Annotated in this window: 17 protein-coding genes and 1 tRNA gene; 10 read left to right on the forward strand and 8 right to left on the reverse strand. The window is 33.5% G+C overall.

The window, feature by feature from the left end:
• Positions 1–136: 136 nt before the first annotated feature.
• Entirely contained in the window at positions 137–802 is a 666-nt protein-coding gene (locus EW15_RS00495) for an SDR family oxidoreductase (protein WP_038650594.1), read from the forward strand.
• 34 nt (positions 803–836) lie between these two features.
• Here the strand turns inward: EW15_RS00495 and EW15_RS00500 are convergent, their stop codons facing one another.
• The gene (locus tag EW15_RS00500; protein WP_038650597.1) at positions 837–1,106 is read right to left on the reverse strand and encodes a helix-hairpin-helix domain-containing protein; all 270 of its coding nucleotides are present in this window, start codon (positions 1,104–1,106) and stop codon (positions 837–839) included.
• Positions 1,107–1,354: 248 nt separating this feature from the next.
• Here EW15_RS00500 and EW15_RS00505 point away from each other — a divergent pair, with 248 nt between their 5' ends.
• Both EW15_RS00505 and EW15_RS10990 read left to right on the forward strand, forming a co-directional pair.
• Complete coding sequence (locus EW15_RS00505; RefSeq protein WP_038650600.1) at positions 1,355–2,026, forward strand: ParA family protein; 672 nt, start codon at positions 1,355–1,357, stop codon at positions 2,024–2,026.
• Entirely contained in the window at positions 1,960–2,196 is a 237-nt protein-coding gene (locus tag EW15_RS10990; protein ID WP_197049689.1) for a hypothetical protein, read from the forward strand. The genes EW15_RS00505 and EW15_RS10990 overlap by 67 nt, the downstream gene beginning before the upstream one ends.
• A gap of 28 nt (positions 2,197–2,224) precedes the next feature.
• Here EW15_RS10990 and EW15_RS00510 read toward each other — a convergent pair whose 3' ends face one another.
• Both EW15_RS00510 and EW15_RS00515 read right to left on the reverse strand, forming a co-directional pair.
• Positions 2,225–4,060 carry an ABC transporter ATP-binding protein gene (locus EW15_RS00510; RefSeq protein ID WP_038650603.1) on the reverse strand — a complete coding sequence of 612 codons (1,836 nt, stop codon included), beginning with the start codon at positions 4,058–4,060 and terminating at the stop codon, positions 2,225–2,227.
• A 189-nt stretch (positions 4,061–4,249) separates the two neighbouring features.
• Positions 4,250–4,759: a hypothetical protein gene (locus tag EW15_RS00515; protein ID WP_038650605.1), complete on the reverse strand. Its 510-nt coding sequence runs from the start codon at positions 4,757–4,759 to the stop codon at positions 4,250–4,252.
• A 47-nt stretch (positions 4,760–4,806) separates the two neighbouring features.
• On the opposite strand from EW15_RS00515, the gene EW15_RS00520 reads away from it, so the two are divergent.
• Both EW15_RS00520 and EW15_RS00525 read left to right on the forward strand, forming a co-directional pair.
• Entirely contained in the window at positions 4,807–5,871 is a 1,065-nt protein-coding gene (locus tag EW15_RS00520) for a glycosyltransferase family 1 protein (protein ID WP_038650608.1), read from the forward strand.
• A gap of 548 nt (positions 5,872–6,419) precedes the next feature.
• Entirely contained in the window at positions 6,420–6,737 is a 318-nt protein-coding gene (locus tag EW15_RS00525; RefSeq protein ID WP_038650611.1) for a DUF3303 domain-containing protein, read from the forward strand.
• Positions 6,738–6,814: 77 nt separating this feature from the next.
• Here the strand turns inward: EW15_RS00525 and EW15_RS10730 are convergent, their stop codons facing one another.
• Positions 6,815–6,991: a hypothetical protein gene (locus EW15_RS10730; RefSeq protein WP_156095704.1), complete on the reverse strand. Its 177-nt coding sequence runs from the start codon at positions 6,989–6,991 to the stop codon at positions 6,815–6,817.
• Positions 6,992–7,623: 632 nt separating this feature from the next.
• Here EW15_RS10730 and EW15_RS00530 point away from each other — a divergent pair.
• Positions 7,624–8,751, forward strand: a complete 1,128-nt coding sequence (locus EW15_RS00530; RefSeq protein ID WP_038650614.1) for a class I SAM-dependent RNA methyltransferase — start codon at positions 7,624–7,626, stop codon at positions 8,749–8,751.
• A gap of 1 nt (position 8,752) precedes the next feature.
• On the opposite strand, the gene EW15_RS00535 is transcribed toward EW15_RS00530, so the two are convergent.
• On the reverse strand, positions 8,753–9,139 hold the full coding sequence (locus EW15_RS00535) for a phage holin family protein (RefSeq protein ID WP_038650617.1): 387 nt from the start codon (positions 9,137–9,139) through the stop codon (positions 8,753–8,755).
• On the reverse strand, positions 9,139–9,603 hold the full coding sequence (locus EW15_RS00540) for a YqjD family protein (RefSeq protein ID WP_038650620.1): 465 nt from the start codon (positions 9,601–9,603) through the stop codon (positions 9,139–9,141). The genes EW15_RS00535 and EW15_RS00540 overlap by 1 nt, the downstream gene beginning before the upstream one ends.
• A 217-nt stretch (positions 9,604–9,820) precedes the next feature.
• Here EW15_RS00540 and EW15_RS10735 point away from each other — a divergent pair, with 217 nt between their 5' ends.
• From EW15_RS10735 to EW15_RS00555, 4 genes are all read left to right on the forward strand, one after another.
• Complete coding sequence (locus EW15_RS10735) at positions 9,821–9,958, forward strand: hypothetical protein (protein WP_011294050.1); 138 nt, start codon at positions 9,821–9,823, stop codon at positions 9,956–9,958.
• Positions 9,959–10,050: 92 nt separating this feature from the next.
• Positions 10,051–10,440, forward strand: coding sequence for a hypothetical protein (locus EW15_RS00545; protein ID WP_052041141.1), 390 nt, complete (start codon positions 10,051–10,053; stop codon positions 10,438–10,440).
• Positions 10,441–10,516: 76 nt separating this feature from the next.
• Positions 10,517–14,122: a chromosome segregation protein SMC gene (smc, locus tag EW15_RS00550; protein ID WP_038650623.1), complete on the forward strand. Its 3,606-nt coding sequence runs from the start codon at positions 10,517–10,519 to the stop codon at positions 14,120–14,122.
• A gap of 58 nt (positions 14,123–14,180) precedes the next feature.
• Positions 14,181–15,224: a PRC-barrel domain-containing protein gene (locus EW15_RS00555; RefSeq protein ID WP_038650626.1), complete on the forward strand. Its 1,044-nt coding sequence runs from the start codon at positions 14,181–14,183 to the stop codon at positions 15,222–15,224.
• Here the strand turns inward: EW15_RS00555 and EW15_RS00560 are convergent, their stop codons facing one another.
• Positions 15,225–16,502 carry a hypothetical protein gene (locus tag EW15_RS00560; protein WP_038650629.1) on the reverse strand — a complete coding sequence of 426 codons (1,278 nt, stop codon included), beginning with the start codon at positions 16,500–16,502 and terminating at the stop codon, positions 15,225–15,227.
• Positions 16,503–16,529: 27 nt separating this feature from the next.
• Positions 16,530–16,611 (reverse strand) — tRNA-Leu (locus EW15_RS00565).
• Positions 16,612–16,703 lie beyond the last annotated feature (92 nt).

Here is a 16,703-nt window from a genome sequence, read left to right on the forward strand (position 1 = left end):
ATAAATTATTTATCTATGAGGATGTGAATTATTCATGAAACTTACTTTATTTAATAATAATTTTTCCCTTCAAAGTTGTATTTTCTATCAATACGAATGATTTTTGTTTTAAGCTTGTGGAAGCTAGATACTTATTTTGACTACTTATTTAATTACTGGATCCAATAGAGGTATTGGTTTAGAACTTGTTCGACAATTGAAAGATAGAGGAGAGGATGTGATAGCTACTTGTAGATCTACTTCTCCAGAATTGAATTCCTTGTCAGTAAGAGTTGAGACAAATATTGATATCACTTCAGGAGACTCTGTCGTTAAGCTTAGAGACAATTTAAAAGATTCTAGTATTGACGTCTTGATTCAAAATGCTGGAATTGCAGAATTTAACTCTCTTTCCAATTTAGATCCTCAAAGTATTGTTCATCAATTCGAGGTAAATGCATTAAGTCCTTTATGTTGTGTTCATACTTTGCTCAGTAAGCTCAGTAAATCTGCAAAAATAGCTTTAATAAGTAGTCGTATGGGTTCAATAGAGGACAATAATTCTGGTGGTTCATATGGATATAGGATGTCAAAAGTTGCTTTATGTATGGCTGGCAAATCTTTATCAGTTGATTTAAAGCCTAGAGGTATTTCGGTTGGAATTTTACATCCAGGTTTAGTCAGTACTCGAATGACAGGATTTACTTCTAATGGTATTCATCCTACAGAATCAGTCAAAGGACTAATTGATAGAATTGATGAACTTACACTTGAAAATACAGGTAACTTCTGGCATTCAAATGGCGAGGTCTTACCTTGGTAAAAAAAATTTTTATATAATTATTTAACGCTTGAAATTATACCCTTCCTAATGTTTCTCTTAACTTTTTAACAAAGCTAATACCAACTCCGGGTATCGTTAAAAGTTCTTCATCAGAAGCAGAGATAATTGATTCAGGTGTCAGGTATCCTGCTTCATAGAAATTATTGCAGTTTTTTGTTCCAATGCCAGGTATAGATGTGAGGTTTTCAGACCTATCTGAAAAGTCTCCTTTTTGGACGTTAAAAATACTTAAAATGTTTAAAAGATTCTTTTTTGTATTTATTAAAATTTTTTTAATCAACATATTTTTTTGAAATCATATTATTAATATGCATTAGAAAAAACTTCTTGCAAGTATAAATACTTTCCTTTGATGATTGAATTACCAATTATTATGTAAAGATGTATTTGAAGATACAAAATTGACTCATATGTATAGATTTTTCTTATAAATTTGCTTGTTCTTATTAGTATTACTTGATTAATCTTCTGGTTGCTACTTGACTTTTGAATGAGATCCTCCAGATTGTTTTTAGATGTAAATCCCTTCCTTTGTTCATAACTGTATGTGGCCAAAAAGGTGGAGTAGCTAAAACTTGTACCTCAATTCATCTCGCAAGTGTATGGTCTTCCGAAGGGAAAAATGTTTGTTTAGTTGATGCTGATAGAAACCGATCGGCTCTTGCTTATGGTTTAAGAGGTAATCTTAAATTTAATATTGTCCCTGTAGAGGCAGCTGCCAAAGCAACAAGATTCTCAGAAATTGTTATTACTGATGGACAAGCAAGTACTGATGAAGAAGAATTGAAACATTTAGCAGCTGGTTCTGACCTTGTTCTTTTGCCTACAGCGCCAAAAGCAAGATCGGTTGAATTAACCGTAGAATTAGCCTCTTTGTTAAAACAGTTAAATATTCCTCATGCAGTGTTATTAGTTAAGGTTGACTTCCGTCAAAGGCGAATTGCAAATGAAGCAAGAGAAGCCTTACAAAAATTTGACTTAACTGTATTAGAAGGTGATATCCCTTTACTATCTGCTTTTGATAAAGCAGAAAACCAGGGATCAGCTGTGATTGATGCAGTAGACGATAAAGGTCGATCCGATCCCAGGCGAATGTCAGGTTGGTCGGCCTATTGTTCCATTGCTCAACAAATTCAATGCCAGATTTCGAAGCACTTGTTAGACATCAACAAACCAGTCGAAGACCTGCCACTGAGCGCTTAAAACTAGTTGAACAACTGCCTATATCTACTCAAGCTCCTACCACTGATGGAAAAAACCTTAGTACATTATTTTTTGGCTTAATCGGAGGATTACTTGGATCAATTATTGGAACAGGGCTAATTTTTTATCTATCAACTAAAGAATTGATAGATTTTAATATTCTTTTTTAAAGTTTGATTTTAGTCAAACTTTTTTTATTTATAAATTAGATTCGTGTGTTCTTTTTGCTATTTCTACCATATTAAAAAAAGTTTGAGATTGCTTCAGTAATTGTTGGTAATCTCCAAATGCAACTATCTCCCCCGCGTTAAATTCATATATGCAATCTGATCTCTCAATTGTAGATAATCTGTGGGCAATCGTGACTATTGTGCAACGTCTACCTATAATTTCTATTGCGTTCATTACCTCAGCTTCTGTTCTGTTATCTAAGGCACTAGTTGCTTCATCTAAAACTAATAATTTTGATTGTCTATAAAAAGCTCTTGCTATTGCTAGTCGTTGTCGTTGTCCACCAGACAATCTGATACCATTTTCACCAACTGAGGAATGTAAACCCATTGGCATTTGTGATACCAAATCTGCTAATTGAGCTGCCCTAAGTGCATCCCAGACTCTTTCATGATCAATTATTTGTTCATCTAAACCATATGCAATATTTTGAATAATATTGCTATTTAATAATGTAATTGATTGGGGAACGTAAGAGCAACAATCCTGCCAAGCAGGCACTTCTGTATCAGTTACTGCAACTCCATCCAATAGCAAATGTCCGTCTGTTGGTCTCAGAAGACATAGTAATTGATTCGCTGTGGTGGTTTTTCCACTTCCAGTTTCTCCTACAAAAGCTATTCGTGAACCAATGGGAATAGTCAGGTTAATGCTTTTTAAAGTGTATTCGTTGCTGTTGGGATACTTATAACTCAGTTTCTGAAGTTTTATGTTGTTTCTCGGCTCAATCCCTTCTTTTTTCGGTACGCCTATGGATCTTTTAGTTAGCCTAGTAGAAGGAAGTTCTATCAACTTTAAGATCTCCTCTAAATCAGGTATTGATGCACGCATTGAAGTCAATGCTCTAAATGAATCTTGTAATGGCGGAGTTAGTTTTAATGCAGCTACTGCAATCGTTGCTAAGAATGGAACTATCTCAATTAGTATTGAATCGTTCTTTCCAGTGATGTATGGGAAAAGACCAATAGCAAAAATTAAAGTGATACCAAAAGGCTCTATCAATGACCTAGGTAATTCAGGTAAAACCTCAGCTTTCCAAATGAAAGGGAAAGAGCTTTTGCTTGCTAATTTATACCTTTTTTCGAAGTAAGGTTCTGAGCTAGTAAGGTGAACATCAATAATTGTTCGCATTGATTCTGAGAGAATATTATTTGTTTCTTTCTCTAATTTGATTCTTTGACGAGAAGAATATCTTATGAAAGGTGTTATAAATAATGAAATAAATATATAAAACAATAAGAGACTTATTATTAAATAAAGAGCTATCGATTTTGCGATAAAAAGAACAGCAATACATATAAAAGTAATCACACATAACCCACTAGAAATCTGAAGTATTGGTTTGACTAGAAATTCTGAGACTCTAGAAATGTTGATTAAAACTTTTGATGATAAATCAGATTTTTTCTTGTTTAAGAAGAATTCGTATGATTGAGATAATAATTTTTTCTGGGCTAATTCTGATAAGTCCTTCCACACTGCTACCCGAAGTCTTTCTTGTGATGCTTTAAGAAATAATTTCGAAAATGAGGCTAGCCAATTCATTGCTATATATATGATGACTAGACTGATAACCTTTGTTTTTGGATCTTCAGGTATGAAATTTTGAAACGGTAAGGGAGGTTGATTAGGTTGGCCTATGAAAACAGTAAATAATCTAGAAACAAGTCCAACTACAATTACATCTACTAATCCAGTCAAGGCTGCTACAGGAATTAATTTCAACAGAGACCTTCTTCTTCTGACTGGTAGTGCCTTAAGCAGGCGCATTAATAGATGATATGTTTTGCTAGTACCAATCATTTTATAAAATTACTTAATTTTGAGAAATTATTTATGCTTATTCAGCCAGTTCCTTGGGTGTTTGGTTATGAGTTTTAACGCCAATGCTATTAAAGGCACAAAGAAAATTTTGAAGAAATATGCTTCAGAGATTATTAAATTTATTTTGATTTGACTATTATTTAAGCTTGATTTACATTTAAATATGGATTAATATCTTTGTTGGGATACAAAATATCCCAATAAGATTAATATAATTAATGGCATTAAATAAATAATAATTATAAAACCAGATAAAAAGATAAATATAGTTAAAAAGATAGAAAATCCTATTAAAATAATTCTCAGAAGTCTTTTGATTCGATTTAGCCAAAAGATACCTTTAAGTTTTTCTAGATTGATTTCTAATTGTCTACGACTAAGATATAGTTCCTTAAGTTGTGTTTGGTAGCAATTAATTGAGTTATTTAATTTTGTTTTGTATACATTCTTTCCAATTTGTTCTATAAAATTATTCGTTTTTGAGAATGTAGAACGTAATTTTACAATCTGTGCTTCAACTAGCGCTTTGTTATTCTCAAAGATTTTTTGATCAATCTCTATAATTTTAGTTTGGATTTGATCTTCTAAGGAAAAATTTTCATATGAATTATATTGCACAATTTGATGACTACTATTTTTTTGATATTTAAAAAATTTAAAAAAGTTTGCTCTCAACATTTGACTGACTATTATCTAAGATAGATATCTATGCGAATATTATAACCATGACTTCTATCGTTTTTAATGGGAGCTACATAACTAAAAAAAATACAGGTATTGGAGTTGTTTCTAAGGAGTTACTATATTCTTTTTCATCGAATAAAATAACTACACTCATCCCAAAAGATATAGGTATAAAAGGTGATATTTATATACCTAATAACTTGTCTCCAGGTTCTGGCTTGAAAAGTCATTTTAGACGACTCTACTGGCTTCAAGATTCTGTTCCAAAATTAATGAATAATTTAAATGCTGAATATTTTCTATCACCATTATTGGAAGCGCCATTATTTTCTAATATTAAATCTATTGTTTTGGCCCATGATTTAATACCAATTAGGTATCCTTCGATATCATTTTTAACTTTATATCATTTAATTTATATCCCTCTAATTTTAAAACAATCAAAGTTAATTTTATGTAATTCTATATCTACTGCTAATGATTTACATAGATTTTACAAGGTTCCTATGCATAAATTATTTCCAATCAAGTTAGGATTTGATAATAAAAAGTATTATCCAATAAAGAAAAATCGAAAAAAATTCTTTCTTATTATCGGCAGGCATAATCCACATAAAAATTTAGTAAGGGTTATCAAAGCATTTGCACATGCCAAAATTAATGGTTATAAGCTTATTTTTGTAGGCCCTTTTGATAAAAGGCATACACCAAGCCTTCTAAAACTAATTGATAAATATAATATTAAAGATTTATGTGTCTGGAAAGGTTGGATTAATGACGATGAAAAATTATCTTTATTAAACGAATGTCACGCACTTATTATTGCCAGTCTTTGGGAAGGATTTGGCCTTCCAGCACTTGAGGCAATGGCCTGTGGAACCCCAGTTATCGCTTCTGAAAGGGGAGCGCTTCGCGAAGTTATTGGAAATTATGGTTATTTTATTAATCCATTCAATATTCAATCAATAGCTTCTGCGATGAATGCAGTCATAAATGATAAAAAATGCTTTGAAAAAGCTCTTCAAGAGGGCCCATCACGAGCTGAGTCGTTTAATTGGTTGGATACTGCTAAAACTATAGAAAAAATTATTCAAGAAATCGATTAATCTTTCTTTTCTCGGTTGTCAGTGGAAAGGTAATTGAGGCTATGTAAAACATTTAAACTATTAATTATTAAAAGCAATTCTATTATTTGGTTTGATTATTATTCAGATTCATAAAATTAACTCGTGATTACCTGAAACTACTTTTTCTAATATAGCTTCGTTTGAAACTTACAACTGCTATTATATTACTTCAAGTCTATTTTTAATATGCCTAATAAAAAATCGAAAAAAAAATTAACTTCTAAAAAAATTGACGTAAATAAGGAGAACCAGGCAACACCTAAAACGGCAAAGATTGTCCTCTTTGTATTTGGAGTAGGACCTTTAATTCTTATGGCCTTATTTTTATTCTCAAATGGATTTTTCAATTCTCCTTGATAATTCAATAAATCTTTAGATGAGGAACTATCGTTTTTTTTCTTATTTGAAAATCTTTATCCAAATCTTTTTTCCTTTGTCTTCTTTTTATAACATCATTTGTTGATTGATCGATATATCAACCATTTATTTTTTGTTTCTAGCTAAAATTTGTTTTTATAGAACTTCTAATGCAACTCTATTTGGTTGATTGCCAGTTCACGGATAGTGATAATCAAATTGCTGCTTATAAGCAGTTTGTAAAATTTTGGGAAAATGGAGAGATGTCTAAACAAGATAAGTTTGACGGATTTGAAATGCTATTTCGTGTTCACGCTCCTGGAGAGGGTCGAGTTGTTATTCTATGCAATGCAAATGGTGATAAAGAACTTTTTCAACATTTTGCCCCCTGGAGAGCTCAGTTTGGTCTCGATATGGAAATTACTCCAGTTATTAGTTGTCAAAATGTTGTGGACTATCACAAAGAATTATTCGAAAAAATTTCTTGAATGTACTCAACAACTCTATTAGCTATTTAAAACCTGATTTTAATTTATAAATTGAAGATAAAGCTTAAAATACTTTTTTATCTGTTTGAGATAGCGTTTTCACTTGTCCATATATTTTTAAAGCCTACTTTATCCTTGAGTAATTGAACAGGTAGACTAATTAATATTCCTAATGCAATCAAAGCAAAAGAATCGGTTGTGAATCTAGCTATGCCCCAATCTGATGAGGCTAAAGCAAAAATAGATAGATGCATGGAATTAATTTTTTAAAAAATATTATCAGGCTGTTTATTATAAATTTAATTACTTATTAAAAATTATTGTATTGAAGATTGTAAGAAAACCTTTTCAAGATGAATTGATTTAATCGCTTATAAATCTAAATCCTCTCTGCGCTTTATAGCTCTAAAAGTGAATTTGAATTTCTTTTTTATGAATAGAACGCTTTTATGCTTTTCGATTTCACTGTTTCTTCTGCTATTTAGGGGAAATGAATCTTGAAAAAATGGATTTTGTTGTTCTTGCAAAAGTAATTAAAAAGGACGCCTTCCAGCGTCCATGGATCAATTGGGTAATAAGGCTGACCTGACCCCATCTCCTAAAAGATCAAGCAGCAACAGGGGCTGTTTGACGGGAGAAACTAACGATGTTGTTAGCAGTTATGGTTTTGCTCTGACCGAGCAGGCTTCAGTCACTCTCCTGATACCCCGTCGAAGCCATTGCAGCCCCATTTATGGAGCTGAGCGGAATCGAACCGCTGTCCGAGATACTGGTGTGAATCACCTAGTCCATTAGAAAACAGACAAATACATTCTGACAGATCTTTTGGAATTAATCGATTAGTGTTTGAAGATCTGCTTTACCTTTTTTTAATAACTTAAAAGTAATGAAAATTGTTGCATCTATTTCACAAGGTCTTGAAAAAGAGGGTGCAAAAGAGTTGATAGAACTTGGAGCTAAATCAGTTAAAGCTTCAAGGAGGCATATATCATTTGAAGCTGATAAGGCTTGTTTATACAGAATACATTTAAGAGCTCGCTTGTCTTTTAGATTTTTAAGAGAGGTTGTTAGATTTCCTTGCCATGGTCCCAATGAACTCTATGGTGGTGTTCAAAGGTTAATTGATTGGGACAATTGGCTTAAGCCTACACAAAGTTTTCGAGTAGATGTAACTGGATTTGGAGAAGGATTATCACATACTCATTTCACTGCTTTGCAGGTGAAAAATGCAATTATTGATTTACAAAGAGACCGATTGGGTTCACGTTCAAGCATTGATTTGAACAATCCAGATATTTGTTTTCATTTACATTTGTCAAATTATCAAGCTGTTTTGAGCGTTGATGGTAGCAACTCGAGTCTTCATAAAAGAGGGTATAGACCAGCCCTTGGAATAGCTCCGATTAAGGAGACATTGGCTGCAGGTTTAATGAGAATGACTGAGTGGGATGGTACGAATAATTTGGTAGATCCATTATGTGGTTCCGGAACATTTTTGATTGAAGCAGTGAGCATGTTGATTGGAATTGCATCTGGTGTGGATAGACAATTTCTGTTTAAGAATTGGCCAGATTTTGATATCTCTATTTGGAATAAAGAATTAAAAATGGCACAGAAGAAGATAAAACCTTTAAATAGAAAGTTACCTAAGATAATTGGATGTGAAGTTGATGAAATGATTGCTCATTCTGCTATTGAAAACGTTAGAAAAGCGGGCTTAGAAGATTATATAGAAATAATTAACTGTCCTTTTCAAGAATTTCAATTACCCCCTGGATTAGGATTTTTAATTTGTAACCCTCCTTATGGGAAAAGAATAGGAGATGAAAATCAACTACCTAATCTTTATAAACAATTAGGAGCATATTGCAAGGAAAAAGCTTCTGGCTGGGAACTTTGGTTACTTAATGGGAATCCAAAACTAAGTAAATATTTAGGGATGAAAGCTAGTCGACGCTTTCAAGTAAATAATGGTTCAATTGATTGTCGATGGTTGAATTATAAAATTAAATAATTTAATTTTTGCCTAAAACAGCTTTAGTAGTTTTTGCGATTCCCTCCAATGTTTCTGGAAGGTAAGGACCTTTTGCAAGATATCCTCCAATTCTTAGACTAATCCCAGCTAATATAAGATTTAAAAATACTAAAGTTAAAATTGTTGATTTGCTATCTGTTTGAAGTAAGTCTCTAAGCCAATATCCGAGAATCAATTCAGATCCAACTAGTGCAAATAACATCAATACCCCACCAGTAGCTAAGAAAATTAAACCACTTATCAGGCGGCGTTTTTCTTTGTCCATTTCTTGCAGTGCTATGCGGACATGAAGGTCCATCACTGAACTTGCTAATGCAGTAACTCTTGCGGCAGCTCCTATCCCTTTTTTGCGTTCTGAGTTGGTCATTAATTTCTTCTGCCTCCACCTAGCAGTATGCCAAATAAAACTCCAATTCCAGCAGCAATGCCTATGGCTAAGAGGGGTCTTTTTCTTACTGGCTTTTCAATTCGTGGTCTTAGCTTACTATTTAACTCATCTAAAATATCTTCAAGCTGTTTTTCGAGAGGCTCCAAAGACTCGGCTAGCCCTCTAGTTGTGTTAGTTGCTGAATGGAAAATTTCTTCAAGTTGTTCTTGCACTCCAAAACTGTTTTTTCCTGAATGAACAGATATGACATTGATTAAATCTTCGAGACTGCCTTTAGTTGCTTCTATTGTTTGTTTAGCTAAATCTGGCCATCGCTCTTGAATTTTTGGCAATAAGTTATCAAACTGCTCATTGAACCACTGTTCTGGTGGCTTATCAGCAATAGCTTCTTCAGCTTCGACTGAATTTGATGATGAAGAGGGTGAGGAATTCACTGATTCCATAAACCTAAAGGTTTATTAAAGAATAGAGAAATATTTCCCTAATCGAAACCCCTTAATACAATTCAATTTTAAAAGTTGCCTCACAAGAATTCTTTTTTTGAAGTCTTAAATGTTTGAAGTCCAAAATTTCATAAGGATATTTCGTCGTCTTTGCTTACAAATATTGCTATTCGAATACGTATAGTGCTAAACGTCACTGGTATCTTCTAATTGACCCATGGGCGTCGGAATTTCATCAATGGTTTTTGCCTCTAATACAATCCCTACTGATTTTGGCTTAGTTCTAGCTGCAATTGCAGGTGCTGGAAGCCTTCTTTTAATTGCTTTAAGGTTTGTCCCTGAGGCTAAAAGCTAAAAAATTTATCATTAAGCATTTTCTATTTAGGAGATTTATCTCCTGAATAATTTTTATGGAAATTTCCTGTTTAGTTTTTTAATATTTTTCAATTGAGTAATCTTGGTAAAAAAAATGTTTCTAGGTGGGTTTTGTTGAAACACATTGGATCACCAGATGATATTAAAGGTGTCCATTATGATTTGCTTGTGGAAGATAAAGAATTTTGCAAAACATGGCGCTTGAGTGATATTCCGTTATTGGATGGACCTTATGTTGATTCTGTTTATACTGCGCCTCATAATCTTTCCTGGCTTGATATCAAAGAAAAAGTTGTTTCAGGAAATAGAGGAGTTGCAAAGAGAATCAAGCAAGGTATTTTTTTGCAATCTTTTGCATCACTGGAGCGTAATTCGATAAATTTATCGTTGGTATGGGACAAGCTTGAAGTGGATTTGTTATTGGATGAAAATGGTTGCAGACTTCTCAGTAAGAAAAAGTAATTATTTCTTATGAGTTAGAAGGACTTGAGTTTTTTTTATATATCGCTAAAGTCATTCTTATTGTGTATGGGTTCTGTTGGTCCATATCAACCACGTAGATTTGTCTCATTTCAAGTCCTTCGGTGGATCGATGTCGATTCCACTTGAAGAAGGCTTTACTGTTGTAACAGGTCCAAATGGTTCAGGTAAAAGCAATATTCTTGATGGAGTTTTATTTTGTTTAGGGCTTGCAAATAGTCGAGGCATGAGAGCAGACAGATTGCCTGACTTAGTTAATAGTGGCGTATTAAAAGCTGGAAAATCTTCGGAAACCAAAGTAACTGTCAAATTTGATTTAAGTGATTGGAAGCCTGATGAAGCCGAAGAAGGGATAGAACCTACTGAGGAAGGACCTTGGATTAAGCCTGATCAAAAAGAATGGACTGTATCAAGAAGATTAAAAGTTATGCCAGGAGGGTCATATGCCTCCACTTACAGTGCAGATGGTGAGAATTGTAATTTACAGCAATTGCAGACCCAATTAAGGCGCCTAAGAATCGATCCTGAGGGAAGCAATGTTGTTATGCAAGGAGATGTTACTCGAATTGTTTCTATGAGTAATAAGGATCGTAGAGGCCTGATAGACGAACTTGCTGGTGTTGCACTATTTGATACACGTATTGATCAAACTCGTACCAAGTTGGATGATGTTTATGAAAGACAGGAACGTTGTCGGATTGTTGAACAAGAACTGATTCTTTCAAAACAGCGCTTGCAAAAAGATTGTGAGAAAGCAAGTTTATATAAAGATCTAAAAAATCAATTATTAATTGGCAAACAGCAAGAATTAGTTTTATCTTATGAAAATGCCAAAAAGGGACTGGAAAAATTAGATATAGATCACCAAGAATTGCTTAAAAAAGAAAAAATAGATTCAGAAAATTTACTTAATCATGAAAATGATTTAAGTAAATGCATAGAAAAATTAGATATTTTACAAAAAAATGTTAAAGACCTCGGTGAAGATCAATTGCTTGACGTTCAAGGTAAATTAGCAGGGATTGAATCTCAACATAGAGAGCTAGAAAGACAAGGACTGAATCATAAAAATGAAGGAGAAAAATTACAGGAATCTAGAAATAATCTTCTACAGAAAAAGAAAGATTATCAAACTGATTTGCAAAGTAAAATGAATGAGATAAATCCTAAAGAACTCGAAGAAGCTGACTTAAGATGTAAAGAAGCTCAGGCTTGGGTTGACTCCTCTAGAAGGAAACTTTCAGATGTAGCTGGTCGTTCTGGTGAATGGATAGAAAAACATCAGAAAGCGAGAGATGACCTTAATAAAATTCGATTGGAATTAGATCCTAAAAGACTAGAGAAACAAAATATTGAAGAAAGTTTATTGCAATTAAATGTTATTTTAAAAGAGTTAGAGACTGATCAACAAGCTGATGAATCTTCTAATAAAAAAGTACATATAGAAATTAGTAATTTGAATAAAAAATGGGATGATATTTTAAATTTACTGTCTCTTAAAAAAGAAGAATTTAAAATATTAGTATCCGAGAAAGGTATACAAGAGCGCACTAAATATAGATTAGAGAAAGAACAAGTAAAGCTTCAAAATGATATTGCACGTTTAGAAAGTAGGAGAGAAATGATATCCGAAAGTCGAGGTACAAATGCAATAACTTTGTTATTAGAGTCTGGTTTAGAAGGTATACATGGGCCTGTTGCTAATTTAGGTGAAGTGGAAGATCGTTATAGGATTGCTCTTGAAGTAGCAGCTGGCGCAAGGCTTGGACAGGTTGTTGTCGATAGTGATCAAATTGCTGCAAAATCAATTGATCTTTTAAAACGAAAAAGAGCTGGAAGATTGACGTTTTTGCCTCTTAATAAGATTTTAAAAAACTCTCATAACAGGTCTGATGTATTTCAGAGATCTGTTCACACTAATCTCAATAAAAGCACTGGATTAATCGGCAAGGCTATTGATTTGATTCAATATGATTCAATATATAAAAATGTTTTTTTGTATGTATTTGGTGAAACAATTGTTTTTAATGACTTGTCATCAGCTCGTAATCAAATTGGGATAAAAAGATCTGTTACTTTAGAAGGCGAATTGCTGGAAAAGAGTGGAGCGATGACTGGTGGAAGTTTAAATAATAGAGCCTTGGGTTTGAGTTTTGGAAGAGTAAAAGATAATGATGAATGTGATCTTTTGAAGAATAGATTATTAGAAGTAGGTGAGACTTTAAGTAATTGTCAAAAGAACGAAAATCAACTCATCCATAGGCTAGAGAATCTTAGAACTCAGCTCAGTCAATTAGAACAAGAAAAAGCAGCACTTGATGCTGAAAGATTAACTTCTAGAAGATCAAATTCACCATTATTAGAACGCCAAAGTCATCGCTCCAAAAGAATTAATGATCTAAAAAAATCTAAAAAAGAAAAAGTATTTCAATTAGAAGCTATTAATTTGAGTATTAAACCTTTAGAGGACGTTTTGTTAGAAATTGAGCAGGAGGAGAAAAAAATAGACAAATCAAGTGACTCATCTGTTTGGTCTAAATTACAAAATGATCTAGAAAATGCTGATAAAAATCTACTTACTTTTAGAAATAAAAGAGATGAGATTTCAAATAAGCAATCCCAAAATAAGCTTGCAATTGATAGATTAAATGATCAAGAAACTTCTTTAATAATGGAAGAAAAACGCTTAAAGGATTCCATAGATACACTTGCTTCTGCTCATATAGCTTGGCGTGAGCAGAGCAAACTACTAGATATCAATCGGCAAGATTTGATCAATCAACAAAAAGATTTAGAAACTCGTTTTGGGGAACAACGAAGAGAAAGAGATTGCGTGGAAGCTGATGTAGCTAAAAAACGATTGACTTTACAAGAAATGCAATGGAATCTCCAACGTGTAAGGGAAGATCAAAAAAACATGAAGGAAGAAATACGAATGGAAACTATTCGCTGTACTGAATTAGAGAAGAAGCTTCCTAATCCAAAGCCTTTGATTTCAGATGAGATAAGAGATAATGGTTTAGATGCTTTACATTCTAAATTGGAAGCTTTGCAGAAAAGAATGGAGGAATTAGAACCTGTCAATATGCTTGCATTGGAAGAGTTGTCTAAATTAGAAGAGAGATTGAATGAACTTGAAAATAGACTTCAAGTTCTTACTGATGAAAGATCTCAGTTATTGCTTCGAATAGAGACAGTTGCAACTTTGCGACAGGAGGCCTTTATGGAGGCTTTTAAAGAGGTTGATATACATTTTCGTGAAATTTTTGCAAGTCTCTCTGAAGGAGATGGACATTTGCAGCTTGAAAATCCTGACGAACCTTTGGAAGGTGGCTTGACTTTGGTCGCTCATCCAAAAGGTAAGCCTGTAAGACGTCTTGCCGCTATGTCAGGTGGAGAAAAATCTTTAACAGCTTTGAGTTTTCTTTTTGCTTTGCAACGTTTTAGACCTTCCCCTTTTTACGCCCTTGATGAAGTAGATAGTTTCTTGGATGGAGTCAATGTTGAAAGGTTAGCGGCCTTAATTGCTAAACAAGCTGAACAGGCACAATTTCTTGTAGTAAGTCATAGAAGACCTATGATTGGAGCATCAATGCGGACTATTGGGGTTACGCAAGCAAGGGGAAATCATACTCAAGTTGTTGGGTTGCCAATCGCAGCTTGATTGAATTTACTAAGATGATTCAATATGGTTCTACTAATCTCATTTCTGCATATTTGAGTTGACCAACACGCAAGCCCCACAAGAATCAACATCTGCTGTCCCCAGTGACAGATTATGGCTTCGTTCTGAGTTGATGGGTACTCAGGTTATTACACGTGATACTGGACGTAGATTGGGTCTTGTAGGAGAAGTTGTTGTTGATATTGATCGTAGAGAGGTTGTTGCTTTGGGACTACGAGATAATCCCTTAACACGTTTTTTACCTGGCTTGCCAAGATGGCTTCCTCTTGATCAGATTCGTCAAGTAGGTGATGTGATTTTAGTTGATACAATTGATTCCTTAAGCGAAAACTTTGTTCCTGAAAGATTCAATAAAGTTATTAATTGCCAGGTTATTACTGAATCTGGAGATCAGTTGGGGAGAGTACTTGGATTTTCTTTTGATATTGAAACTGGAGAATTACTTACTTTAGTTATGGGAGCACTAGGTGTCCCTTTATTAGGCGAGGGGGTCCTCAGTACTTGGGAGATGCCTGTTGATGAAATTGTTAGTAGTGGTCCAGATCGAATAATTGTTTATGAGGGAGCTGAAGAGAAATTAAAACAATTAAATAGCGGTTTCCTTGAAAAGCTTGGTGTAGGTAATTCGGGATGGGAAGAAAGTGAACGAGAAAGGTACAGAGTTAACCTTGTCCCAGTTGAAAATCAATTAACTTCTGGTGAGAGTGCAAATGATGATCAAAGACTTCTAGAACAATCAGAGGAAATGTTTGAAGAAGAAGAAGAGATGGAATACGTAGAATTAGAAGATTCAGAAGAACAACAATATGATAAAGAATTAAGATATTTAGATGAACCTAATCAGTCTTCAATTTATTCTGAAATTGATGAAGATGAAGTAAATTATAGTGGATCAAAATTTAAAAACAGATCTGATAAATTTCAGGCTAAAATGACCTCTCAAAATACACAGAATAAATCCAAAATTTCAATAGAAGAAGAACCTATGGATGTCGAACCTTTAGAAAAATTATCGAGAAATAATTCTCAAGATATGATTTCTAATGATAAAGAACTTATAGATATTGAAGATCCCTGGTGATTAATCTAAAAGCTTTTTTTCTTTAAGAAGATCAATAATTTGATAACAAAATTTTTTTATTGCTCCTTTACTACCTCTTAGTGATTGTAAATCTTCTTTTTGGCCAGAAAGCCTTTTAGGTGAATTTAGCCAGTCAATAGTTTCTTCAGCTATTTGTTTGGGGGTTATATTGCCAACTCTTTCTGGGACAATCATCTTTTTTGCATATATATTTGGCCAAGCCATATATCCTCTTTTTTTCAGTTTTATAAAGCTAATTAATAGCCCTAGGCACCTTTTTAAAATTGGTAATCTAGCTATTAAACCTAGAAATCCATCCCATGCTTCCATAACTAAAATGTGTTGAGTAGGAACAATAACTATCATTGGAATATTTAATGATCCCAGCTCAGCAGTATTTGCTCCTACTGTTGTTAGTGCTATATCACACTGGCTTAGATCACTATATGCTGGATGATTTTCTTGTATTACAATGGCTGTTGAATTATTAGTTGTCAAAATTCCTCTTCCTTCTTTTTTTTTGGCTTTAGTAATTGATTTTATTCCAGATTTATATTGTTTTGAAATTGGATTTTTTCTACTACCAAAGTATTTAATTTCATTGATATTTGTGGTAGGAGCAAGAGGTATTAGAAACTTACAATCTGGCATTGATTTTGATATTTTATCTGCCACATCAAGAAAAAAAGGAATTCCAACTTTTAGTTTGGCACTTTTTGAACCTGGTAATAAGGCAATCCACTTTCCAGAGGGGAGTGGATCATCAACTTTTGCACTATCAGTTAAGTCAGCTGTCAGGTCTCCTATTACTGAACAACGAGGTTGAATTCGTTTTGGTAATTTATCAACAATCCTTTCAGACATCGCAACAATTCTATTATTCCAAAAAGGCCATCTGACTACCCACTCCGCATATGTCATATGTAAATATCCCAATCTTGCTGAAAGTAAAACGCTCCAAAATTGATCACCTCCTAAAAAAATTACTAACCCGTTGGATGGCCATGAACCAAATTTTTTAGGGTTTAAAAGAAGCTCCCAGAAATTTTTTGCTTTTATTATTTTTTCAAATTGCAACCATTTTTTGGCAGCAATAATTTCATTACCAGTTGCATTAGGGCATGGAACAAGTACCAAATTTAAAGATATTGAAGAGTGATGTACTCTTGGTTTTAGATTGATTTGATTATGAAGTTCTTTAGCAAGTGGCTTCACCCAAGTCGCTAGTTCACCAGGTCCATTTGAGACAAAAATAATTGCTAAAGAATTAGGACTCATTTATTGATGAGCATCAGTTTTTAAGAATGCGGATGGCGAGACTTGAACTCGCAAGGCCGAAGCCACATGTTCCTTAGACATGCGCGTATACCAATTCCGCCACATCCGCAAGTTAACTCAGTTAAGCACTAAGTTACTCTGATCATAATGCTTAACCTATTAAGCTTCTACTTAATGGGTTTCAATCTTGGGCACCAATCC

The sequence above is a fragment of the Prochlorococcus sp. MIT 0801 genome (genome assembly GCF_000757865.1).
GTDB lineage: Bacteria > Cyanobacteriota > Cyanobacteriia > PCC-6307 > Cyanobiaceae > Prochlorococcus_B.